Origin of the sequence: Streptomyces sp. SD31 (assembly GCF_052068475.1) — a bacterium.
GTDB lineage: Bacteria > Actinomycetota > Actinomycetes > Streptomycetales > Streptomycetaceae > Streptomyces.
In genome coordinates, this window is sequence record NZ_JBQHCX010000006.1 from 425,068 (window position 1) to 447,689 (window position 22,622).

21 protein-coding genes are annotated in these 22,622 nt (G+C 70.0%); 1 reads left to right on the plus strand and 20 read right to left on the minus strand.

Annotated elements, in window-relative coordinates; translation table 11 throughout:
- The first annotated feature begins 172 nt into the window (after positions 1 to 172).
- The gene (locus ACTMVF_RS16195; protein ID WP_441271718.1) at positions 173 to 970 is read left to right on the plus strand and encodes a tyrosine-protein phosphatase; all 798 of its coding nucleotides are present in this window, start codon (positions 173 to 175) and stop codon (positions 968 to 970) included.
- A 115-nt stretch (positions 971 to 1,085) separates the two neighbouring features.
- On the opposite strand, the gene ACTMVF_RS16200 is transcribed toward ACTMVF_RS16195, so the two are convergent.
- From ACTMVF_RS16200 to ACTMVF_RS16295, 20 genes are all read right to left on the minus strand, one after another.
- Positions 1,086 to 1,205, minus strand: coding sequence for a DUF6126 family protein (locus tag ACTMVF_RS16200; RefSeq protein WP_441271719.1), 120 nt, complete (start codon positions 1,203 to 1,205; stop codon positions 1,086 to 1,088).
- Positions 1,202 to 1,831: a helix-turn-helix domain-containing protein gene (locus tag ACTMVF_RS16205; protein ID WP_441271720.1), complete on the minus strand. Its 630-nt coding sequence runs from the start codon at positions 1,829 to 1,831 to the stop codon at positions 1,202 to 1,204. The genes ACTMVF_RS16200 and ACTMVF_RS16205 overlap by 4 nt, the downstream gene beginning before the upstream one ends.
- Positions 1,832 to 1,912: 81 nt before the next feature.
- Positions 1,913 to 3,298 (minus strand): aspartate aminotransferase family protein, encoded by a 1,386-nt coding sequence (locus ACTMVF_RS16210; protein WP_441271721.1) that lies wholly within the window; start codon positions 3,296 to 3,298, stop codon positions 1,913 to 1,915.
- Positions 3,295 to 5,337, minus strand: coding sequence for a 1-deoxy-D-xylulose-5-phosphate synthase (gene dxs / locus ACTMVF_RS16215; protein ID WP_441271722.1), 2,043 nt, complete (start codon positions 5,335 to 5,337; stop codon positions 3,295 to 3,297). Before dxs ends, ACTMVF_RS16210 begins: the two co-directional genes overlap by 4 nt.
- Before the next feature lie 31 nt (positions 5,338 to 5,368).
- The gene (gene ispG, locus ACTMVF_RS16220) at positions 5,369 to 6,544 is read right to left on the minus strand and encodes a flavodoxin-dependent (E)-4-hydroxy-3-methylbut-2-enyl-diphosphate synthase (protein ID WP_441271723.1); all 1,176 of its coding nucleotides are present in this window, start codon (positions 6,542 to 6,544) and stop codon (positions 5,369 to 5,371) included.
- A 4-nt stretch (positions 6,545 to 6,548) separates the two neighbouring features.
- The gene (gene hpnH, locus ACTMVF_RS16225) at positions 6,549 to 7,571 is read right to left on the minus strand and encodes an adenosyl-hopene transferase HpnH (protein ID WP_441271724.1); all 1,023 of its coding nucleotides are present in this window, start codon (positions 7,569 to 7,571) and stop codon (positions 6,549 to 6,551) included.
- Between the two features lie 5 nt (positions 7,572 to 7,576).
- Complete coding sequence (locus ACTMVF_RS16230) at positions 7,577 to 8,218, minus strand: phosphorylase family protein (RefSeq protein ID WP_441271725.1); 642 nt, start codon at positions 8,216 to 8,218, stop codon at positions 7,577 to 7,579.
- A complete protein-coding gene (gene shc / locus ACTMVF_RS16235; protein ID WP_441271726.1) occupies positions 8,218 to 10,206 on the minus strand; it encodes a squalene--hopene cyclase in 1,989 nt (662 codons plus the stop codon). Before shc ends, ACTMVF_RS16230 begins: the two co-directional genes overlap by 1 nt.
- 143 nt (positions 10,207 to 10,349) lie before the next feature.
- Complete coding sequence (locus tag ACTMVF_RS16240; RefSeq protein WP_441271777.1) at positions 10,350 to 11,486, minus strand: polyprenyl synthetase family protein; 1,137 nt, start codon at positions 11,484 to 11,486, stop codon at positions 10,350 to 10,352.
- Entirely contained in the window at positions 11,486 to 12,913 is a 1,428-nt protein-coding gene (gene hpnE / locus ACTMVF_RS16245) for a hydroxysqualene dehydroxylase HpnE (protein ID WP_441271727.1), read from the minus strand. Before hpnE ends, ACTMVF_RS16240 begins: the two co-directional genes overlap by 1 nt.
- Entirely contained in the window at positions 12,910 to 13,053 is a 144-nt protein-coding gene (locus tag ACTMVF_RS16250) for a DUF6380 family protein (RefSeq protein WP_441271728.1), read from the minus strand. Before ACTMVF_RS16250 ends, hpnE begins: the two co-directional genes overlap by 4 nt.
- Positions 13,053 to 14,015 carry a presqualene diphosphate synthase HpnD gene (gene hpnD, locus ACTMVF_RS16255; RefSeq protein ID WP_441271729.1) on the minus strand — a complete coding sequence of 321 codons (963 nt, stop codon included), beginning with the start codon at positions 14,013 to 14,015 and terminating at the stop codon, positions 13,053 to 13,055. The genes ACTMVF_RS16250 and hpnD overlap by 1 nt, the downstream gene beginning before the upstream one ends.
- Entirely contained in the window at positions 14,012 to 14,941 is a 930-nt protein-coding gene (hpnC, locus tag ACTMVF_RS16260; protein ID WP_441271730.1) for a squalene synthase HpnC, read from the minus strand. Before hpnC ends, hpnD begins: the two co-directional genes overlap by 4 nt.
- 357 nt (positions 14,942 to 15,298) lie before the next feature.
- Positions 15,299 to 16,078 carry an ABC transporter ATP-binding protein gene (locus ACTMVF_RS16265; RefSeq protein WP_441271731.1) on the minus strand — a complete coding sequence of 260 codons (780 nt, stop codon included), beginning with the start codon at positions 16,076 to 16,078 and terminating at the stop codon, positions 15,299 to 15,301.
- The gene (locus ACTMVF_RS16270; RefSeq protein ID WP_441271732.1) at positions 16,071 to 17,000 is read right to left on the minus strand and encodes an ABC transporter permease; all 930 of its coding nucleotides are present in this window, start codon (positions 16,998 to 17,000) and stop codon (positions 16,071 to 16,073) included. Before ACTMVF_RS16270 ends, ACTMVF_RS16265 begins: the two co-directional genes overlap by 8 nt.
- 96 nt (positions 17,001 to 17,096) lie before the next feature.
- Positions 17,097 to 17,969: a glycosyltransferase family 2 protein gene (locus ACTMVF_RS16275; RefSeq protein ID WP_441271778.1), complete on the minus strand. Its 873-nt coding sequence runs from the start codon at positions 17,967 to 17,969 to the stop codon at positions 17,097 to 17,099.
- A 5-nt stretch (positions 17,970 to 17,974) separates the two neighbouring features.
- On the minus strand, positions 17,975 to 18,754 hold the full coding sequence (locus ACTMVF_RS16280; RefSeq protein ID WP_403341091.1) for a CDP-alcohol phosphatidyltransferase family protein: 780 nt from the start codon (positions 18,752 to 18,754) through the stop codon (positions 17,975 to 17,977).
- Positions 18,732 to 19,793 (minus strand): iron-containing alcohol dehydrogenase family protein, encoded by a 1,062-nt coding sequence (locus ACTMVF_RS16285; protein WP_441271733.1) that lies wholly within the window; start codon positions 19,791 to 19,793, stop codon positions 18,732 to 18,734. Before ACTMVF_RS16285 ends, ACTMVF_RS16280 begins: the two co-directional genes overlap by 23 nt.
- The gene (locus ACTMVF_RS16290; RefSeq protein WP_441271734.1) at positions 19,781 to 20,533 is read right to left on the minus strand and encodes a sugar phosphate nucleotidyltransferase; all 753 of its coding nucleotides are present in this window, start codon (positions 20,531 to 20,533) and stop codon (positions 19,781 to 19,783) included. Before ACTMVF_RS16290 ends, ACTMVF_RS16285 begins: the two co-directional genes overlap by 13 nt.
- Positions 20,530 to 22,338 (minus strand): DUF5941 domain-containing protein, encoded by a 1,809-nt coding sequence (locus tag ACTMVF_RS16295; protein WP_441271735.1) that lies wholly within the window; start codon positions 22,336 to 22,338, stop codon positions 20,530 to 20,532. The genes ACTMVF_RS16290 and ACTMVF_RS16295 overlap by 4 nt, the downstream gene beginning before the upstream one ends.
- Positions 22,339 to 22,622 lie beyond the last annotated feature (284 nt).

Here is a 22,622-nt window from a genome sequence, read left to right on the forward strand (position 1 = left end):
CACAGATGCGAACAGGTGCAATCAAGTACCAACATCATCATGCGCACCGCGATGCCGAGGCAACGCCTGTGGACAACTCATTGGCCCAGGAAGCCATGTCGTATCGTCGAGAACGCACCCCGTCGGCCGCACCGCAGAGCCGCGTCGGCGGGGCCGACTGGGAGGAGCCCCCGTGACGCAGCAGATCCCGTCGACCGAGCCCGAACTGGCCGGAGTTCGCAACTTCCGCGATGTGGGCGGACTGCCGACAGTGGACGGACGGCGGGTGCGGTACGGAGTGCTGTTCCGCAGCGGCCACCTCGCGCACGCGACCGAGGAGGACGCTGCCTTCCTGGACTCCCTGGGGCTGCACACGATCTTCGACTTCCGCAACGCGGCCGACCAGAAGCTCGAAGGGCCGGACGTCGAGCTGCCGGGCGTACGCAATGTGAACCTGCCGCTGTCCGATCCCGCGGACGGCGCCGAGTTCTGGAAGATGGTCCGGGACGGCAACCTCGACGAGCTCAGGGCGATCCTGGCGGACGGCAAGGGCGCGGGCCGGATGATCGCCTCGTACCGCACGATCATCAAGGAGCGCACCGCCGAGCACTCCCGGGTGCTGCACGCGCTCGCGGAGGACAGCGTCCCCGCCCTGATGCACTGCGCGGCCGGCAAGGACCGCGCCGGGCTGTCCATCGCTGTGACGCTGCTCGCTCTCGGCGTCGAGCGCGAGGCGATCCTCACCGACTACCTGGAGTCCAACGCCAAGCACCGCCGCTACAAGGTGCACCGCAGCAGCAGCTCCGCCTCGGCCTACTCCCCCGAGGTCATGGAGCTGCTCAGCCCGCTCTTCGACGCACGCGCCGAATACCTCATGGCGGCCTTCGAGACGATCAAGGAGACGTGGGGCGGCGTCGACACCTACCTGGAGCAGGGCCTGGGGGTCACCCCGGAGATCCGGGAGCGGCTGCGGGAGCGCCTGCTCGACTGACCCCCGGCCGCCGCCTCGCCCCCACCCCGCACCTGTGTTTGGCTCCGCGCATCTACTTCCTCGCTCGGCACATCTACTTCCTCGCTCGGCACATCTACTTCCTCGCTCGGCACATCTACTTCGCACCCACCTCGAACAGCAGGTAGATGAAGGCCGCGAACACGTGCCCCACCGCGATGTAGATGATGAGTCGCACCCACAGGGCGCGCGGGAACCGCTCCTCCATGTCCCTCATGGCGTCACTCCAGGGGTGGGGCCCAGGCACAGCGTGGCCGTGGGGCTCTGCAGCAGGGTGTGGACGAAGAGAAGCTCGACCCCGCCCTGGTCCTCGGCGGCGATACGGTGCGGGGTCAGGGAGTCGAAGTGCGCGCTGTCGCCGGGCGCGAGCCGGTGCGTGGTGTCCCCGAGGCGCAATCGAAGCCGCCCCTGGAGCACGTAGAGCCACTCCTCGCCGGGGTGCACACGCACGATGTCGCCCTGCGCGCCGTACGGCACATGGACGCGCAGGGCCTGCATCCCGCGCCCGGGCGCGCCTGCCTGCCAGTACGTCCAGCCGCCCGCCGCGGTCGGTTCCATGTCGGCGGCGCGCACGACGGCGTCCCGGTCGGCGACCGTTTCGCCGAGCAGTTCGGAGACGGTCGTACCGTAGATGCGCGCGAGCGCGAGCAGCATCGGCAGCGAGGGCTGACGCTGCCCGGTCTCCAGGCGGGAGAGGTGGGCCGGCGACAGCCCCGCGGCGCGGGCCGCGGCCTCCAGGGTGAGGGAGGCGCGGCGGCGCAGCGCACGGAGCTGGGGCGCGACGACGGGGAGGGCCTCCCGCCCCGTCGAATCGGCCTCCGGCTCGATCTCGGAAGAGCTCATGCTCTCCATTCAGCCGGAGGCTTGCCTCTGCGGCAAATTCCTTGCCTCAGAGGCAAAAGATCCCAGGCTGATCTTCGGGGCCTACCGGTTGGCAACCGCCTGCTTGATCAATGTCTTGCCGAAGTCCCACACCAGCCCGCCCCCACTGTGCGCGTCGTCCATCACATCCGTGAAGGCGTCGACGAACCGGTCCACCTCCCGCTCGCCGATGATCAGCGGCGGAATCAGCTTGATCACCTCCAGGTGGTCGCCGGAGACCTGGGTGAGGATCCGGTGCCGCCGCAGCAGCGGTACGACGACCATCTGCGCGAACAGGCCCTTGCGCGCGGCCTGCAGCATGGTCCACCGACCCCGCAACTTCAGCGAGTGGGGCCTGCCGAACTCGATGCCGACCATCAGGCCGCGGCCACGGACGTCGGCGAGCAGCTCGTACTTGTCGATCAGCGCCGCGAGCCGGGATTTCAGCAGCTCCCCGGTCGCCCGCGCGTTCGCGACGATCTGCTCGTTCTCCATGACGGACAGCACGGCGAGCCCGGCCGCCATGGCCTGCGCGTTGGACCCGAAGCTCGCCGAGTGGACCAGCACGCGGTCCATGGACGAGTAGACCTTCTTGAAGATCCAGTCCTTGCCGAGGGTGGCGCCCACCGGCACATAGCCACCGGACAGCGCCTTGGCCACGCACACCAGGTCCGGCTCGACACCGTCCTCGTGCTGGTAGGCGTAGAAGTCGCCGGTACGGCCGAGGCCCGTCTGCACCTCGTCGGCGATCAGTAGCGCCTTGTGACGGCGCAGCAGTTCCTGGGCCGCGCGCAGATAGCCGGGCGGAGCCTCGTGCACGCCCTTGCCCTGGATCGGCTCGACGATCAGGGCGGCGACGTCACCCTTGGTCAACTCCCGTGCCAGGGCGTCGAGATCGCCCAGTGGTACGGCCGTGTCGGGCAGCAGCGGGGCGAAGCCGTCCCGGAAGCCGGACTCGCCGTTGACGGACAGGGAGCCGGTGGTCAGCCCGTGGAAGGCGTGGTCGCAGTACAGGATCCGCGGCTTCCCCGTGACGAACCGCGCGAACTTCAGAGCGGTCTCCACCGCCTCCGTACCGCTGTTGCCGAAGAACACCCGGTCCAGGTGCGGGCTGTGTGCGAGCAGCTTCTCCGCCAGCAGCCCGGGCAGCGGCTGGCAATCGAAGCGGGTGAGGTCGGCGAGGGAGGCGTCGAGGACGTCGTGCAGCGCCTTGCGGACGACGGGGTGGTGGCGCCCCAGGCCCATCACCCCGAACCCGGCGAGCATGTCGAGGTGGTCGTCGCCGTCCGCGTCCCAGAAGTACGCGCCCTCGGCCCGCTCGTAGACCTTGTCGAAGCCGATGGTGTGCAGCATGCGCGGGAGCTGGTGGTTGAGATACCTGGCGTGCAGCTCGTAGCGCTCGGCTCCGCGCTCGGACAGGAGTCTGCCGAGGTCGAACTCGGTGGTCATTCCGCCTTCTCCTTGACCGACACGGCCTTCTCCTTGCCCGGCACGGCTTTCCCCTTGCCCGGCACGGCTTTCCCCTTGCCCGGCACGGCGTTTCCGTTGACCGGCACGACGCTACGACCGCCCTGGCCGCCGTCGCCCCGCTTCGCCCCGGCGAGACCGTCCTCGGCCTCCTTGAGGGCCAGGCTCGCGCTGATCCGTCCGGCGATCTCGACGGGCGTGAGCCCGATGTCGGCGAGCACCTCGCTCCGCTTGGCATGCGCGAGGAACTGCTCCGGGATGCCGAACCGGCGTACGGGCACGTCGACATCGGCGTCGCCCAGCGCCAGCGCCACGGCGGCGCCGACCCCGGACGAGCGGCTGTTGTCCTCCACGACGGCCACCAACCGGTGCTGTACGGCCAGGGGCGCGAGCGCGGGATCGACGGGCTTGACCCACCGTGGGTCCACGACGGTGCAGTTGATCCCGCGGGCCTGGAGCAGTTCGGCGGCCTGGAGGCACACCGGGGCCATCACGCCGACGGCGACCAGCAGGACATCCGGCTCGCCGGTGTCCCGATGCAGTACGTCCAGCCCGCCCACCCGGTCGACCGCCGGGATCGACGGCCCGACCGACTCCTTCGGGAACCGCACCAGGGTCGGCGCGTCGTCGACGGCCACGGCCTCCCGCAGCTGTGCCCGCAGCTGGTCGGCGTCGCGCGGCGCGGCGATCCTGAGGCCGGGCACGACCTGGAGGATCGACATGTCCCACATGCCGTTGTGGGAGGGCCCGTCGGCTCCGGTGACGCCGGCCCGGTCCAGCACGAAGGTCACCCCGCACCGGTGCAGCGCGACATCCATGAGGAGCTGGTCGAAGGCGCGGTTCAAGAACGTCGCGTACACGGCGACGACGGGGTGCAGTCCACCCGTCGCGAGCCCCGCCGCCGACACGGCCGCGTGCTGCTCGGCGATCCCGACGTCCCACACCCGGTCGGGGAACCGCTCCGCGAACTTGCCGAGCCCGACCGGGTGCAGCATGGCCGCCGTGATCGCCACGACGTCCTCGCGCTCCTCCCCGATCCGCACGATCTCGTCCCCGAACACCGAGGTCCAGGAAGGCCCGTTGGACGGCGCGAGCGACTCGCAGGTCAGCGGGTCCATCACACCGACGGTGTGGAAGTGGTCCTCCTCGTGGGCGAGGGCGGGCTCGTAGCCGCGCCCCTTCTCCGTGAGGCAGTGGACGAGGACGGGCCCGTGGAAGCGTTTCGCACGCCTGAGCGCGGACTCGACGGCCCCTATGTCGTGCCCGTCGATCGGGCCGACGTACTTCAGGCCCAGGTCCTCGAACATGCCCTGCGGGGCGAAGGCGTCCTTGAAGCCCTTCTTCGCGCCGTGCAGGGACTCGTAGATCGTGTTGCCCACGAGCGGGGTCCGCAGCAGTACGTCCTTGCCCCAGGCCAGGACCTTCTCGTAGCTGTCGGTCGTGCGCAGGGTCGCGAGGTGGTTGGCGAGGCCCCCGATGGTCGGTGCGTACGACCGCTCGTTGTCGTTGACGACGATGATCAACGGCCGGTCCTTGGCGGCCGCGATGTTGTTCAGTGCCTCCCACGCCATGCCGCCGGTGAGCGCCCCGTCGCCGATCACCGCGACGACGTGGCCCTTCTCCCCCTGCACCTGACGGGCCTTGGCGAGCCCGTCGGCCCAGCCGAGCGCGGTGGAGGCGTGGCTGTTCTCGACGATGTCGTGCTCGGACTCCTCGCGCGAGGGGTAGCCGGACAGGCCTCCCTTGCCGCGCAGCTTGGAAAAGTCCTGACGCCCCGTCAAGAGCTTGTGTACGTAACTCTGGTGACCGGTGTCCCAGACGATCCGGTCGACCGGTGACTCGAAGACCCGGTGGAGCGCGATGGAGAGTTCCACCACCCCCAGGTTGGGCCCGAGATGTCCGCCGGTCCTGGCGACCGCGTGCACCAGGAACTCCCTGATTTCGTCGGACAGTTCACCGAGTTCCGCCTCGGACAGCGCCTTCAGGTCACGTGGTCCCCGGATGCTCTCCAGAATCGTCACGCTCGGGCCCCCTCTCGGTCCGTGCCTTGCTTCAACTCACAGTCACTTCTGGTGTCCCCGTGACGGTGGGGGCGCCCGATGCGGCCCCGTCCTGCTCCATCTGCTCGGCGATCTTCATCGCCTCGTCGATCAGGGTCTCCACGATCTTCGACTCGGGGACGGTCTTGATGACCTCGCCCTTCACGAAGATCTGCCCCTTGCCGTTGCCGGAGGCGACCCCCAGATCCGCCTCCCGCGCCTCACCGGGGCCGTTGACCACACACCCCATGACCGCGACACGCAACGGCACTTCCATGCCTTCGAGGCCCGCCGTGACCTCGTCGGCCAGCTTGTAGACGTCGACCTGGGCGCGGCCACACGACGGGCAGGAGACGATTTCCAGACGCCGCTGCCTGAGGCCCAGTGACTCCAGGATCTGGATGCCGACCTTGACCTCCTCGGCGGGCGGGGCACTCAGGGACACCCGGATGGTGTCGCCGATCCCCCGCGACAGCAGCGCGCCGAAGGCGACGGCCGACTTGATCGTGCCCTGGAAGGCGGGGCCGGCCTCGGTCACCCCGAGGTGCAGCGGATAGTCGCACTGCTCGGCGAGCAGCTGATAGGCGTTGACCATCACCACGGGGTCGTTGTGCTTCACCGAGATCTTGATGTCCCGGAAGTCGTGCTCCTCGAAGAGCGACGCCTCCCACAGCGCCGACTCCACCAGCGCCTCCGGCGTCGCCTTGCCGTACTTCTGCAGCAGCCGCCTGTCGAGCGACCCGGCGTTCACGCCGATGCGGATCGGCGTGCCGTGGTCCTTGGCGGCCCGCGCGATCTCCTTGACCTTGTCGTCGAACTGCTTGATGTTGCCGGGATTGACCCGTACGGCCGCACAGCCCGCCTCGATCGCGGCGAACACGTACTTGGGCTGGAAGTGGATGTCCGCGATCACCGGGATCTGCGACTTGCGGGCGATGGTCGCGAGGGCGTCCGCGTCGTCCTGCGTGGGGCAGGCGACGCGGACGATCTGGCAGCCGGACGCGGTGAGTTCCGCGATCTGCTGGAGGGTGGCGCCGATGTCGGACGTACGGGTCGTCGTCATCGACTGCACCGACACGGGGGCACCGCCCCCGACCGCCACCGGGCCGACCTGGATCTGCCGCGACACGCGCCGCTCGGCGATCGGCCGGAGGGGTACCTCGGGGACACCCAAGGAGATGGCGGTCATGGCGTCACTCCCGGGTCCCGGAGACCGTCTCACGCATGGCGCGCAGCGACTCCTTGAGCGAGCCCATGGTGGCCAGGACGGCGGTGGGCTCGTAGCCGCAGTGCGCCATGCAGTTGGCGCAGCGCGGGTCCTTGCCGCGGCCGTACTTGTCCCAGTCGGTGTCCTCGATCAGCTCGCGGTACGTGGGGACGTACCCGTCGCTCATCAGGTAGCAGGGGCGCTGCCAGCCGAACAGCGAGTAGTTCGGGATCGCCCAGGCGGTGCACGGGAAGTCGACCTTGCCTTCGAGGAAGTCGAGGAACAGCGGCGAGTGGTTGAGCCGCCACTTCCTGCGGTTGCCGCCCGCGAAGGCCTTCTTGAACAGCTCGCGGGTCTGCTCGACGCCGAGGAAGTGCTCCTGGTCGGGGGCCTTCTCGTAGGCGTAGGCGGGCGAGATCATCATCTCGTCGACCTTGAGGTCGTCGTTGAGGTAGTTGAGGACCTCGATGATCGTCTGCGGGGTGTCGGTGTTGAAGAAGGTCGAGTTGGTGGTGACCCGGAAGCCGCGCCGCTTGGCCTCCTTGATCGCCTCCACGGCCTCGTCGAAGACGCCCTCCTTCGCCACGGACTCGTCGTGCCGCTCGCGCAGGCCGTCGATGTGCACCGCGAAGGCGAAGTACGGGGAGGGCGTGAACTTGTCCATCTTCTTGCGCAGCAGCATGGCGTTGGTGCACAGGAACACGTACTTCCGTTTGGCCACCAGTTGGCGCACGATCTCGTCGATCTGGGGGTGCATCAGCGGCTCACCGCCGGCGATGGACACCATCGGCGCGCCGGATTCGAGCACCGCTCCCACCGCCTGCGCGACCGGCATGCGCTGCTTGAGCACTCCGGCCGGGTGCTGGATCTTGCCGCAGCCCTCGCACTTGAGGTTGCAGGCGAAGAGCGGTTCCAGCTCGACGATCAGCGGAAACTTGTCCCGCCTGCGGAGCTTCTGTTCGGCCAAGTATGTAGCGACCTTGATGGATTGACGCAGCGGCATGGCCATCTGGCTCACCTCCTGGGGAGCAGCAAAGAACGGTGCCATTCGAAGAAAGCGGGGAGAACGGAACGAAGGACACGGAAAGCCGATATTCCACCGCGCAACGTGCCGATCCGGACGAGTTCATGCTCTGGAGCGTCCACGACCACTCGTACGGCCGCAACCGGGCGCTCGCCCGCGCGGACGGCGCTCAGGAGCGTGGCCGCCGACTCCATGTCGACCGCGATTGCGCCGGTCGCGCACAGATCGGACCGTTCCTGACCACGGATGATGTGGTCGGAACCGGTGAGCGGTCCGGTGTGGACGGTGCGGCCGGGGACGGCCCGCGCGAGCTCTTTGACGAGTAGGTCCGTTCCGACGCACGGAACGGTTCCGCCCGGATCCCGAGTCTCCTCGGCGACGACCAGATCGCCGGGGTGCATACCGGGAGCGAGCCCCGCGCAGAAGCCCGTGGCGAGCACCGCGGCCCCGCTCAGGGCCGGGTCGGCCAGCACCCGGGTGACGGAGCGCTCGGCAGCCCTGGGCCCCATGCCCGTACGGAGCACGGTGACCGGCCCGCCGGCGCCGCCGCGGTCGCTGGTGCGCAGGGCGAACTGCTCGATGCCGAGCGCGCAGGCGATCAGCAGCGGCACCGGAGCGGGCGGGGTGCTCATCAGCTGCCCTTGTGCCGGTCGGAGAAGGGCTCTCCGTGGACGTACCGGCCGAGCGCGGTGAGCGGGAACACCTGCCGGTAGAGGTGGTAGTTGATCGAGAAGTCCCACGGGAAGCCGGTCCCCGTGAAGTACGGCTCGTCCCAGGAGCCGTCCTCCCGCTGGGTGGCCGCGAGCCACTCGATGCCGCGCTCGACGGCCTTGGAGTCCTTCTCCCCCGCGGCCAGCAGCGCCATCAGCGCCCACGCGGTCTGCGAGGCGGTCGAGGCGCCCTTGCCGCTCCACTCCTTGACGTACTTGTAGGAGCGCAGGTCCTCGCCCCAGCCGCCGTCGTCGTTCTGGACGGACTCCAGCCAGGTCACGGCCCGGCGGATCGCCGGGTGCGAGCCCGGGAGCCCGGCCGCCACCAGGGCGGGCACCACCGACCCGGTGCCGTAGACGTAGTTGACGCCCCAGCGCCCGAACCACGAGCCGTCCGGCTCCTGTTCGGCGAGCAGCCACTGGATGCCGCGCCGGGTGCGCGGGTCGTGGGCGAGGCCCTCGACGGCGAGCATTTCGACGACGTGCGCGGTGACGTCCGCCGACGGCGGGTCGATGACCTCGCCGAAGTCGCAGAACGGCAGCCGGTTGGGGAACGGGCTGGTGTTGTCGACGTCGAAGGCGCCCCACGCCCCGTTCTTCGACTGCATCCCGAGGTTCCACCGCACCCCGCGCCCGATCGCGCCCTTCACCCGCTCCGGGTCGTGGTGCTTGACCCTGCGCAGCGCGAGGACCACCTCGGCGGTGTCGTCGATGTCGGGGTAGTTGTCGTTGTGGAACTCGAACGCCCAGCCGCCCGGCGGCAGTTGGGGCCGCTTGACCGCCCAGTCGCCGGGCCGGACGATCTCCTCGCCCAGCATCCAGTCCGCGGCCTTGACGATCTGCGGATGGTCGGCGGGCACACCGGCGTCCACGAGCGCGATGGTCGCCAGGCACGTGTCCCAGACCGGCGACTGACAGGCCTCGATCATCCGGGCCCCGTCCTCGCGCCAGACCGCGAAACGGTCCAGCGACACCAACCCCTCGCGCATCACGGGATGTTCGAGGTCGTAGCCGAGCAGGTGCAGGGCGATGATCGAGTAGACCGCCGGCGGCTGGATGCCTCCCCAGCAGCCGTCGTTCTCCTGCCGCTCGATGATCCAGCGGGCGGCGCTGTTCATGGCGGCTCTGCGCAGCCTGCGCGGGGCGACCTTGCGCAGCTGGTGCAGCGCCTTGTCGAGCCGCTGGAAGGCTCCGTCCCAACTGGCTGCCGGGGCAAGGGGTTTGGGCGGGTTGGGGTGGGCGGGGTCGGTGTGCAGTTCGTCGAGCGGGAACGGCGCGGGCCGTACCGGGCGCTTCGCGGAGACGATCGTCAGTGGGACGATGGTCTGCCGGGCCCAGCAGCCGAAGTCGTAGATGTTGAGCGGGACCCACTTGGGGAAGTAGATGAGCTCCGGAGGGAGTTCGGGCAGGTCCTCCCACTTCCACCAGCCGAACAGGGCCAGCCAGATCCGGGTGAAGACCCGGGCGGCGGCGATGCCGCCCTGCTCGCGGATCCAGGCGGAGGCCTTGGCCATGTGCGGGGCGTCCGGCGCGTCGCCGGCCAGGCGCAGGGCGACATACGCCTCGATGGTGGCGGAGAGTTCGCCCGGCCCGCCGTAGAAGGTGGCCCAGGCGCCGTCCTCGCGCTGCTCGCCGCGGATGAACAGGGCGGCGGCGTGGGTGGTCGGCTCGTCGCGGATGCCCAGGAACTGACGGAGCAGCAGGTCCTCGGCGTCCATGGTGACGTTCGTCTCCAGGTCGCCCTTCCACCAGCCCTGGGCGTCCTGCTTCGCCAGCAGGAAGTCGGTGGCGCGCCGGACCGCGCGTACGGCGGCTTCGTGCACCCCGGCCGCCACGGGGTTCTCGGTGTCGCTGGCCGCGGCTGCCCGGGGCGGGAGTGCCCCGGTGCTTCCGTCGGTCGTCGCTGTCATGGCTTCCCCTTCGTGCAGTGCTCCTGGTAGTGCGTCTGCTGTGGGTCCGCCGTCGGCCGGTGCGCTGGTTCCCGCCACACCGGCCGGCGACTACGCGAGGGCTATTCGACCGATATTGATCATCTCTCTTCGCCCGGTGGTGATCATCTCTTCCGTACGACGACGAAGTCGGCGAGCGCCGTGAACCGCGCCCGCACCTGCTCGGGCATGTCGACGGCGTCGAGGGCCTCGACGGCGACGGCGTGCTGGCGGCGCGCCTCCTCGGCGGTCCACTCCCGGCCGCCCGCCTCCTCGATGAGGGCGGCGCGGGCCGCGAACTCCTCCTCGGAGAAGTTCTCGAAGTCGCTGCTCTTTGCGTCGGCGGCGAGGATCTCGCCGAGCCGCTCGGAGGCGGAACCGCCGGCCGCGAGGGCGGCCACGACCGGCAGGGACTTCTTGCGCTGGCGCAGGTCGCTCCAGGTCTGCTTGCCGGTGGAGACCGGGTCGCCCCAGATGCCGAGGAGGTCGTCCACGGCCTGGAAGGCGAGGCCGAGGTGGTAGCCGTACTTCTCCAGGGTGTCGGCGGTGCGGTCGTCAGCGCCGCCGAGGACCGCGCCGATGGAGCTGGCGCAGGCGAGCAGGGCGCCTGTCTTGTTGCCCTCCATCTCCAGGCACTCCTCGACGCTGACGCGGTCGCGGTGCTCGTAGGAGATGTCCTGTGCCTGACCGTCGATCAGGGCGCGGGTGGCGGTGGTCAGACGGCGGGTGGCGCGTCCGGCCTCGACGGTGCCGAGCTCCAGCAGGACCTCGTTGGCGAGGGCGAACAGGGCGTCGCCGACGAGGATGGCCTGGGCGGGGCCGTGCACCTTCCAGACGGTGTCGCGGTGGCGGCGCTGTTCGTCGCCGTCCATCAGGTCGTCGTGCAGCAGGGAGAAGTTGTGGACGAGTTCGACGGCGACGGCGCCGGGGATGCCGACCTCGGGTGCGGCGCCGGTGACCTCGGCGGAGAGCACCGCGAGGGCGGGGCGTACGGCCTTGCCGCCGTCACCGGCCGTGGGGTTGCCCTCGGCGTCGATCCAGCCGAAGTGGTAGGCGGAAACGGTGTCCATGGGAGGGGCCAGGCGGTCGATCGCCGCCCGCAGTACCGGTGTGGCCAGGGTCCTCCCGCGCTCCAGGAGCGCGGTCACGTCCACCGCGGTCTCTCGAGCGGCCTTCTCGGCCGGGGGCACAGTGGGCACGGTCTCTCCTCTTGTTGCGGTACCGGGGGTGCGGGGGCCTGCCGCCGTGCGCTGGTTCAGCATCACGCCGCCTCCTCGACGTCGAAGAGGTGGCTGGGGCGGGGCCGGCCCAGGGCGCTCAGCGCGGCGCCGGCCGCACTCACGCCACTGCGGACCGCACTCTCCATGGTCGCGGGCCACCCTGTGGCGGTCCACGCTCCGGCCAGGTAGAGGCCGGGGACTTTGGTACGGGCGCCGGGCCGCAGCCGCCCGACGCCGGGAGTGGGAGCGAACGTCGCGGTCCGCTCCCGGGTGACGAAGAAGTCCTTCACCTGCGCGCCGCGCGCCCTGGGCAACAACCGCTCCAGCTCGGGCAGATACCGCTCGCGCAATGCGGCGACGGGCTCGTCGATCTCGTCCTGCGCGGCGGACTGGGACAGGGCGAGGTACTGGCCGTCCTTGAGCCCGGAGGCGTCGGTCCGGTCGAACACCCACTGCACGGGGGTGCCGAGGGCCGCGAAGAACGGGCGGCTGAGCACCTTGCGGTCGTACACGACATGGACATTGAGGATCGGCGCGGTCCCGATCTCCAGCAGCTGTTCCGGCGCGTCGAGGGCACCCCCGGGCAGCAGGTCGTACGCCTCGCGTTGCGCCACGGCGAGTACGACCGCGTCCGCCCGGAGCGTCTCGCCGGGAACCTGAACGCTCCAACGCCCGTTTTCGTCAGTGGAGATGGAGGTGACGCGTGTACGGACCTCGGTACGAACGCCCGCGGAGTCGAGAGCCTTGCGGGCCAGCCGGTCATGCAGTTCGCCCAGCGGGACGCGCGCCCATCCGATGTCGGCCGCGCCCGGGTCGGAGAGCAGACCGGTCTTGAACACCATCGCGGCGAGCCCCAGCGAGGCGTCGCCCGCGACCGCGTTGAGGGTGGCGACCCCGACCAGATCCCACAGGGCCTCGATGGCACGCGCCGACTGACCGTGCGCGGTCAGCCAGCTGCCGAAGTCCTGCGTGTCCAGGATCGGATCGGCGAGGTCGAGGCCCTTGAGCGCGAGCGCGGCACGCCCGACCTTGGCGCGATCGGCGAGCGACAGATGCGGATAGGTCGCCAGGCTCCGGCCCAGGTGCAGGGGTACGGGCAGTTCGTCGCGCCGCAGCCTGCCGAGCCGCCGCCCCTCGGGCCGCGCGACGTCGACCACGGGCACGTCGAGACGATCCTGCAGTGGTGCCAGCGCCGATCCCTCGATCCGGTCGAGGAACCAGCGGTAGGCGGTGCAGCAGCGCAGATACACGTGCTGGCCGTTGTCGACGACCAGTTCGCCGCGCTGGAAGGAGAAGGCCAGGCCACCGAGCCTCGGCCTGCCCTCGATCAGGGTGACACGCACTCCGGCGTCGGCGAGCGCGAGCGCGGCGGTGATGCCGGCGAGCCCGCCGCCGACCACGACGGCGTCCCTCCCCGGGCGTCCCGGGATGTCCGCGAGCGACCCTTCGGACCCCATGCCGTCGGTCATCGTGCACCCTCCCCTGCGCGACCGCCGTGCCGGTGCTCGAACGGTGCACGGCCGGTCGTCTCAGTCAGGGACGCGGCCCGGCAGCGGAGGGTTGCCCGCCACTTTTCGCCGGTGGCATCACCTTGGACCGGAATGTCCATCAGGCACGCCTCCTGACGGTACGACTGACGGTTCGACGAGTGACATGCCGGGCGTCCAGGCCGCTCAGGCCGCGCACCGCGACGTACGCCTTCTCGCGCCCGGGCAGGGAGACCCGGCCGCGCAGCACGGCCTCCGGGTCGCGCTCGATGCGGTCCAGGAGGCGGCGGTAGATGCCGGCCATCGCGGCGACGCAGGCGCCGCTGCGCCGGTCCAGCATGGGGAGCAGCCGGTAGCCCTCGGCGAAAAGGGCGCGGGCCCGACGCACTTCGAAGTGCACGAGGCCCGCGAAGTCGGAGCCCTCCGGTGGTGTCGACCCGCTGAAGCCGTTCGAGCAGCCGAATTTGGCCAGGTCGTCGGAGGGCAGATAGGTGCGCCCTCCTTCGGCGTCCTCGCGGACGTCGCGCAGGATGTTGGTGAGTTGCAGGGCGAGCCCGAGCGTGTCGGCGTACTCCGACGCGCGCTCGGCGCCACGCACCCCCGCCTCCGTGCCGAAGACACCGAGCGAGAGGCGGCCGATGGCGCCCGCGACACAGCGGCAGTAGACCTTCAGGTCGTCCCAGGTCTCGTAGGTCTCGCCGCGCACATCCATCAGGACGCCGTCGATGAGCTCGTCCAGGCCGCCGAGCGGGATCGGAAAGATGTCGGCGGCATGCGTGAGGGCGACGGCCACGGGGTCGATGTCGTCCTCGTCGACCGACCGGTCACGGATCCGGGTCAGCAGCTTCCGGGTGTCCTCGAGCCTGGCGATCTTGACCTCGGCGGTCAGCGCGCCGTCGCCGATGTCGTCGACGCGGCGCGAGAACGCGTACAGCGCCGACATCGCGCGGCGCTTGGACGTGGGCAGCAGCCTGATGCCGTAGGCGAAGTTACGGGCCTGCTGTCCGGTGACGGCCTCGCAGTAGCTGTAGGCGGCGAGTACCGGTGCGGACGCGTGTGGTGCAGACTCCACGGTCCGGATCACCCCTCTCCTCGCAGAGTCACGCCCACCTCGCGCAGCAGCTGGAGCTTGCTGGCCTTCGGCGGGCCGGGAAGTACGTCGTATTCGGCGGCGGCGATCGCACGGATCGCCGCCCTTCCCCCCGCAACGAAACCCGCGAGCAGCAGCTTGAGCCTGCCGTGGACGCTACCCACCAGGGGGGTGCCTTCATTCAGGAGGTTCCGGGCACGTTCGGCTTCGTATGCAACCAGTGCGCGCACCGATGCGCCTGCTGTTTTTGCCGCCAGATCGGTTTCCTCGACGTGAAAACGCTTCATGTCGTCCGCCGGCAGATAGATCCGGTCACGGCCGAGGTCCTCGGCGACGTCCTGGAGGTGCTCGACGATCTGCAGCGCCGTGCACACCGCGTCGGAGCGGCGGATCCGCTCGGGGGTCGCGGTGCCGGTGACGGCGAGGACGAGGCGGCCGACCGGGTTGGCGGACAGTTCGCAGTAGGCAAGGAGATCGTCGTAGGTCTCGTACCGCCCGACGAGCTGGTCCTGGCGGTTGGCGGCGATCAGGCCGAGGAAGGGCTCGGGGGTCAGCGAGCGGCGGCGGACGGTCGGCTGCAGACGGCGCAGCAGGGGGTGACGCGGGGTGCCGTCGAAGACGCGGCGCAGGTCGGCCTCGAAGGCGTCGAGGAGGATCAGGCGGTCCTCGGCGTCCTCGGGCGACACGCCGAGCAGACGGGCGTCGGCGCCGCCGGGGGCGAGGTCGCCGTCGCCGATGTCGTCGACGAGGCGGGCGAAGCCGTAGACGGCCATGAGGTCGGTGCGCCAGGCCCTGGGCAGGAAGAACGGCGCCACGGGGAAGTTCTCCGCGGCGGCCTTGTCGAGCGTGCCGCGCTCCGGATCACCTGGGCGCGCGCTTGGTCCCGTCACCGCGGACTGCCTGGCGCGGGGACGGCACATGCTGCGTGGAGCTGGGGAGTTTCCGTAGCCATTGCCGTCACATCTCCCGTTCTACACCGCAGACCCAATGCGCACTATTTCGGACACGCCGCCCGACTGTCGGCGCCGCAGCCCGGAGAGAGGGGTGTCGCGCGTTATCGCCCCACTTGCCGCGTTTCGGTACCGGTACAGCTTACGTTGTACAACGGGGCGCGACCCGTGCGGGTGTCCTGCACATCACAACAACGCACCGATTGGCGTCAAGATTCCTATGGCCAGCCGGAGTTGACGTTTCCTTTGCAGACGCGGGCCCCGCCGGGGCAGTTCCGGCGGGGCCGTGGGAAGCCTGCTGGGCCGCTCGGCCCATGTCCGGGTGGACTACTTGCCCGTGAACTTCTCGTACTCCTTGAGGACCTCGTCCGTAGGACCGTCCATCCGCAGCTCGCCGCGTTCCAGCCACAGAACGCGGTTGCAGGTGTCGCGGATCGACTTGTTGTTGTGACTGACCAGGAACACGGTGCCGGCTTCCTTGCGCAGCTCGCGGATGCGCTCCTCGGAGCGCTTCTGGAACTTGCGGTCGCCGGTGGCCAGCGCCTCGTCGATCATGAGGACGTCGTGGTCCTTGGCCGCAGCGATGGAGAAGCGGAGCCGGGCCGCCATGCCGGAGGAGTAGGTGCGCATCGGCAGGGTGATGAAGTCGCCCTTCTCATTGATGCCCGAGAAGTCGACGATCTCCTGGTAGCGCTCCTTGATCTGCTCGCGGGACATGCCCATGGCGAGCCCGCCCAATATGACGTTGCGCTCGCCGGTCAGGTCGTTCATCAGGGCCGCGTTCACGCCGAGCAGGGAGGGCTGGCCGTCGGTGTAGACCTTGCCCTTCTCGGGCGGGAGCAGACCGGCGATGGCGCGCAGCAGGGTGGACTTGCCGGAGCCGTTGGAGCCGATGAGGCCGATGGCCTCGCCGCGGTAGGCGACGAAGGAGACGCCGCGCACGGCATGCACCTTGCGTACACCCCGCTCCTCGCCGCGCTTCAGGATGCGGCTGAGGGCGGCGGTGGCGCTGCCCTTGCCGGTCTTGGCGCCGTTGACGCGGTAGACGATGTGCAGCTCGTCGGCGATGACGGTGGGGATGCGGGCATCCGTCTTCTGCTCAGCCACGGCCGTACCTCTCTTCCGCCTTCCAGAAGTAGACGAAGCCGCCGACGGCGAACAGCACGGCCCAGCCGAGCGCGGCCGCCCAGGCGAGGTGGGGCAGGTTCGAGTAGTCGTAGCCGTCGATGAGGGCGAAGCGCATCAGGTCCATGTAGATCGCGGCCGGGTTCCACTGCAGGACGGTCGCGATCCAGTCCGGCCGGTCCTCAAGCATGATCGGGATGGAGAACATCACGCCGGACGCGTACATCCAGGTACGCATCACGAAAGGCATGAGCTGGGCCAGGTCCGGGGTCTTGGCGCCCGCGCGGGCCATGATCATCGCGAGGCCGGTGTTGAAGAGGAACTGCAGCGCCAGCACCGGCACGATGAGCAGCCAGGACAGGCGCGGGTAGCTGCCGAAACCGACCGCCACCACGAACAGCACGATCATCGAGAACAGCAGCTGCTGGAGCTGCTGCAACGCGAAGGAGATCGGCAGCGAGGCGCGCGGGAAGTGCAGGGCGCGGACCAGGCCGAGGTTGCCGGAGATCGCGCGTACGCCCGCCATCACCGAGCTCTGGGTGAAGGTGAACACGAACACGCCGGTGACGAGGAACGGGATGTACACCTCGCGGTTCATGCCGCGGTCGGCCTTGAGGATGAGGCCGAAGATGAAGAAGTACACCGCCGCGTTCAGCAGGGGCGTGGCCACCTGCCACAGCTGGCCGAGCTTGGCCTGGCTGTACTGGGCGGTCAGCTTCGCCCGCGAGAACGCGAGGATGAAGTGCCGCCGGTCCCAGAGCTGGCGGACGTACTCGAACAGCGAGGGGCGGGCGCCGCTCACGGACAGCCCGTACTTGGCGGCGAGCTGTGCCGCCGTGAGGCCCTCGTCGGGCGACGGAGGCGCGCTCACCGCGACTGAACCGTCGTGCGTTGTCTCACTCACCAGTTGAAACTTTCGTCTTCGAGATGCGCAGCCTGTGCGGGCCTGGCATGAACCCTCGGGCCCGGTACGGCCCGGTTGCTCTAAGGGTCGAGCTTGTCAGATGACGGGAGGCCGGCCCAGTCGAGTCAGCCGCCACACCGTACGCCACTTCATGGGCCTGCGGGGACCGCACGGGGTGGTCCAGCCTTCCCTGAATCCGCCGAACCATGCCTTCAGGGCGGGCCGGGAGGGGCGGCGCAGGAGCGTGAGCAGCATCCAGACGCCCAGATAGACCGGGACGAGGGGGGCGGGGAGGTTGCGGCGGGCGAGCCAGACGCGGTTGCGGGCGACCATGCGGTGGTAGACCGCGTGCCGGGAGGGTGCGGTCGTCGGGTGGTACAGCACCATGTCGGACCGGTAATCGATCATCCAGCCCCCGTCGAGGGCCCGCCATGCCAGGTCGGTTTCCTCATGGGCGTAGAAGAACTCGTCCGGCAGCCCGCCGACCTCGGCGAGGACCTGGGTCCGCACGGCGTTGGCGCCACCGAGGAAGGTGGTGACCCGGGAGGAGCGCATCGGGTCGGAGGCGCGCAGCCGGGGGACGTGGCGGCGCTGGGTTTCGCCGGTGTCCGGGTCGGCGATGCGGAAGCTGATGATGCCGAGCTTGGGGTCGGCCTCGAAGGCCTGGCGGCACAGCTCGGCGGTGTCATGGTGGGCGAGGAGGCCGTCGTCGTCGAGGAACAGCAGGATGTCGACATCGCGGCCGCTGGGGCCGAAGGCCTCGATGCCGACGTTGCGGCCGCCGGGGATGCCGAGGTTCTCGGGCAGCTCGATCGTGCGGACGCCTTCGGGGACGTCGGGCACCGGGGAGCCGTTGCCGACCACGACGACCTGGACCCGGTCGCCGTCCTGCTTGGCGACCGAGTCGAGCAGGGCACGGAGCTCGTCGGGGCGGTTTCCCATGGTGATGATCACCGCGCCGACCTTCATGCCGCTCACTTCAGCCTGCTCGAAGCGAGGATGGACACGAGGTGCAGCAGGGTCTGCAGCAGCGCGATGCCGGCCAGCACCGCGACGCCGAGCCGGGAGAAGAACAGGTCACCGCGGGCCTGGTCGGCGATCGCCAGCACCAGGATCAACAGGGACGCCTCGATGCCGAGGATCAGCCGGTGGAACTTGAGCGCGGCGGCGGCCTTGCGGGCCAGCGCCATGCCGGAGGAGCGCATCTCGGAGGCGGCCTCCTTGACCGGCGCCAGCCCGTTCTGGTGCCGGGCGACACCGACGAGGTCGGTCTCCGCCTTGATCAGGATCGCGCCGAGCGCGGCCAGCGTGCCGAGGAAGGCCCACAGCCAGTCGATACGGCCGCTGCCCCACAGGTCGGCGGCGCGCAGGCCGAAGCCGACGAGCACCGCGGCATCGGTGAGGTAGGCGCCGACGCGGTCCATGTAGACCCCGCCGAGCGAGTACTGCTTCCTCCAGCGCGCGATCTCGCCGTCGACACAGTCCAGGAGCAGGTACAGCTGGACCATGACCACGCCGAGCACCGCCCCCGGGATCCCCGGCACCAGGAGTGCCGGGGCCGCGAGGACACCACAGACGGTCATCAGGTATGTGAGCTGGTTGGGCGTGACCCTGGTGTTCACCAGGTAGCGGTCGACCCGCAGGGACACCTCACGCATGTAGAGGCGTCCCATCCAGTGCTCACCGCTGCGCCGGTCCTTCACCCCCGGGGGGTGAACGACGGGGCGGAGTTCAGCTACCGATGGCCTTGACATAGTCGGCGTAGATGTCCTTGATCTGGTCGGTTGTCAGGTCGAGGTGTTCGAGGATCGTGTAGCGGCCGGGCCGGGTCTGCGGAGCGAACTCCACGGCGCGGACGAACTCGTCGTCCGTGAAGCCGATCTCCGCCGGCAGTACCGGCAGTCCGTGCCGACGCAGCACCTCGGCCATGTAGGCCGACTCCTCGTGGGCTCCGCGCAGGTACATCGCGAAGGCCGCGCCCAGTCCGCACTGCTCGCCGTGGGCGGCGGCGCGCTTGGGGAACAGCAGGTCGAAGGCGTGGTTGATCTCGTGACACGCGCCGGAGGACGGGCGGGAGTCACCCGACACCGACATGGCGATACCGCTGAGCACCAGCGCCTCGGCGAGTACCTGGAGGAAGTGGGTGTCCCCTATGCCGCCGGGGTGCCGGAGTACCGCCTCGCCGGCCTGGCGGGCGATCGCGGCGGCGAGGCCGTCGATCTTCTCGCCGTTGACACGGTTGGCGAGCTCCCAGTCCGCGATCGCCGAGATGTTGGAGATCGCGTCGCCGATGCCGGCCCGCACGAAGCGGGCCGGGGCCTCGTGGATGACGTCGAGGTCGATGACGACGGCGATCGGGTTCGGCACGCCGTACGAGCCGCGGCCCGCGTCGTTGTCGAGGGTGGCGACCGGCGAGCACAGACCGTCGTGCGCGAGGTTCGTCGGTACGGCGACCAGGGGCAGGCCGACGCGCGCCGCGGCGAACTTGGCACAGTCGATGATCTTGCCGCCGCCGAGTCCGACGACGGCGTCGTAGTGGCCGGACTTTATGTCACCGGCCAGCCGGACCGCGTCGTCGAGGGTGCCGCCGCCGACCTCGTACCAGGTCGCGCCGGGCAGCGCGGGAGCGAGCCGCTCCTTCAGCCGGGCACCGGAGCCGTTGCTGACGGCTACGGCCAGCTTGCCGGAGTGCGAGATGCGCTCGTCGGCGAGCACACAGGCCAGGTCGTCGAGGGCACCCGGGCGGATGTCGACGACGAGCGGCGACGGGATCAGTCGGGTCAGTACTGGCACGCGATCTCCCGTCCGCGGGCGAGATCGTCGTGATTGTCGATCTCCACCCACTTGACGTCGCCGATCGGCGCCACGTCGATACGGAAGCCGCGGTTCACGAGCTCCTGGTAGCCGTGCTCGTAGAACTGCTGCGGGTCGGTCTCCCACACGGTCTTGAGCGCGTCGGCCAGCTCGGGTGCCGCGTCCCCCTCGATGAGGGTCACGCCGATGTACTCACCGGTCGCCTCGGCGGGGTCCATCAGCTTGGTGATCTTCGTCATGCCCTTCTCGGGGTCGACGACGACCTTCATCTCCTCGTCGGCCAGGCTCTTCACCGTGTCCAGGGCGAGGATGATCTTCTTGCCCTCGCCGCGGGCGGCGAGCAGCGTCTTCTCGACGGAGACCGGGTGCACGGTGTCGCCGTTGGCGAGGATCACGCCGTCCTTGAGGGCGTCACGGCCGCACCACAGGGAGTAGGCGTTGTTCCACTCCTCTGCCTTGTCGTTGTCGATGAGGGTGAGCTTCAGGCCGTACTTCTGCTCCAGGGCTTCCTTGCGCTCGTACACGGCCTCCTTGCGGTAGCCGACGATGATCGCGACCTCGGTGAGACCGATCTCGGCGAAGTTGCCGAGGGTCAGATCGAGAACCGTTGGTTCGCCCTCTATGCCCGCGGGCCCCACCGGCACCAGAGCCTTGGGAAGGCTGTCGGTGTAGGGGCGCAGACGCCGTCCGGCGCCGGCCGCCAGCACGAGGCCGATCATGCGGGTTCTCCTTCATCGTGTACGGCGGGTGCCCCGGAGGACACCCAGAAGCGGATGCTCTCGACGAGCACCACAAGGGCCACAACCACGGCCAGGGCCGTGAGCGCGACCTTGAACTGCGAGGCGGTGAGCGCGGCGGCCAGGACGATGACGAGCAGCGTCCGCCCTTCGTGCCCCCCGATGACGCGCACCAGCCAGGCCGGGGGCGCTCCGGCATTGCCGCGGATGCGGTACACCGTGTCGTAGTGATGGTAGGCGACGGCCGCCACCAGGCCGAAAGCCGCGGGAAGGGCTCCGTTCACCTCCGCTTTGGCCGCGAGCAGCAGAACGGTGCCGTACTCGGCGGCGCGGAAGAGGGGCGGGACCAGCCAGTCCAGGGCGCCCTTGAGGGGCTGGGCCACGGCGGCGGCCGAGGTGAGGACGTAGAGGGCGGCCATGGCGACGGGGAGCACGCTGCCGTACGGCTCCAGTGCCGCGGCGCCGACCAGGAGCACGGCGCCCGGCAGCGCGACGAAGGCACGCGATCCGAGCGGGCCCCGGGCCGGAAGCTTCCGGAGGAACCGGGCCAGGCCCTGGGCCGCCGGCCCACTGTCGGCGAGGTCCGCCAGCGCCTGCGCCGCCCGGTCCGTGCGCTGAGCCTTCCGCGTCAGCGACCGCAGAACGCGGCCCGCCGTGGTGTACGTCGCCGCGAAGGCACAGCCGATGAGCAGCGCGTAGAAGGTGATGCGCGGGGTCGTGACCGCGGTCAGCACCGCGATCATCGCCCAGCGCTCACCGATCGGCAGCACGATCATCCGCCGCACCCACACCGTCCAGCCGACGCTGTCGAGCTTGTCGGAGAGGGCGGCCGTGGGGCTGGTGTTGGCGGTGGCGTCGTGGTTGGCCTCGTTGAAGGAGAAGTCCACGACGTGCCGGCAGGTCTGCAGGACCATCGCGCCGAGGGCGAGGGCCCAGACGTCGTCGCCGCCGCGGGCCGCGCCGAGGGCGAGTCCGGCGTAGTAGGCGTACTCCTTGGCCCGGTCGAAGGTGGCGTCCAGCCAGGCGCCGAGCGTGGAGTACTGAAGCGAGTAGCGGGCGAGCTGGCCGTCGGTGCAGTCCAGCACGAACGAGAAGATCAGCAGGAGGCCTGCCGCGATGAACCCGCCGCGGGTCCCGGTGGCCGCGCAGCCCGCCGCGACGAGCGCGGTGAGCAGGGAAGCGGTGGTGACCTGGTTCGGGGTCAGGCCCCGGCGGGCGCACCAGCGGGCGATGTAGCGGGAGTACGGGCTGATGCAGTAGGTGGTGAAGAAGCCGTCGCGGGACTTCACGGCCGACTTCAGGCGTACGGCCTCGTCATCGACGTTCGCGACGGCCTGCCGTGCCTCGTTGCGGGCCTGCGGGTCGGCGGGGACGGCGGCGACCAGGCTGCCGAGCTCGGGGCGGTGGACGTCGGTGCCTTCGTCGTCGAGGGCGGTGACGATGCGGTCGGCGAGGCTGTCGACGGCCACCGCCGTACCGCCGCCCGCGGAGTTCTCCCGGGCCACCGCGCGGGTCAGGGCCTGGCGGCCGGCGGGCTGGGCGGTGACGGCGCCCGGGATCGCGGCGAGCGGGAAGCGGGGGTCGGTCAGGCCGAGGCGCAGCGCGTGCAGGTGGCCGACGAAGCGGGCGTCGACGAGGGCGACCCGCTGGTCACCGGGCACCTGGGCGAGGAGCGTCTCGGCGTCGGCCGGGTCGGTGGCGATCCGGACGTCGTAGCCGAGGGACCGCAGATCGCCCTCGATCGACGATCCGGGGACCGGCTGACCGGTGAGGATGGCGGTCGACAACCGAAAACTCACTCCCTGGGTGCCGGCGTGTCCGCGCCGGTCATGTACGTGGGTGGCAGCGCCCGTTGGCGGGGCCCTGTCGTCAAGGGGACGTCGTCCGCCCGAAGGGCGGGCCGGGCGGCGTGTCGGCAGAGGCTATCGGATGATGGGAAGCCTGCGTTCACCGGCCGTTTGGCGGAGCGATCAACGTGGTTCGCCCAGAGCCCTGCCGCGATCATCATCGGGGATCCCGGGGGCCGCCCACAAACTCGTGCTCACAGACCGGGGCATCGCGGACATTGTGT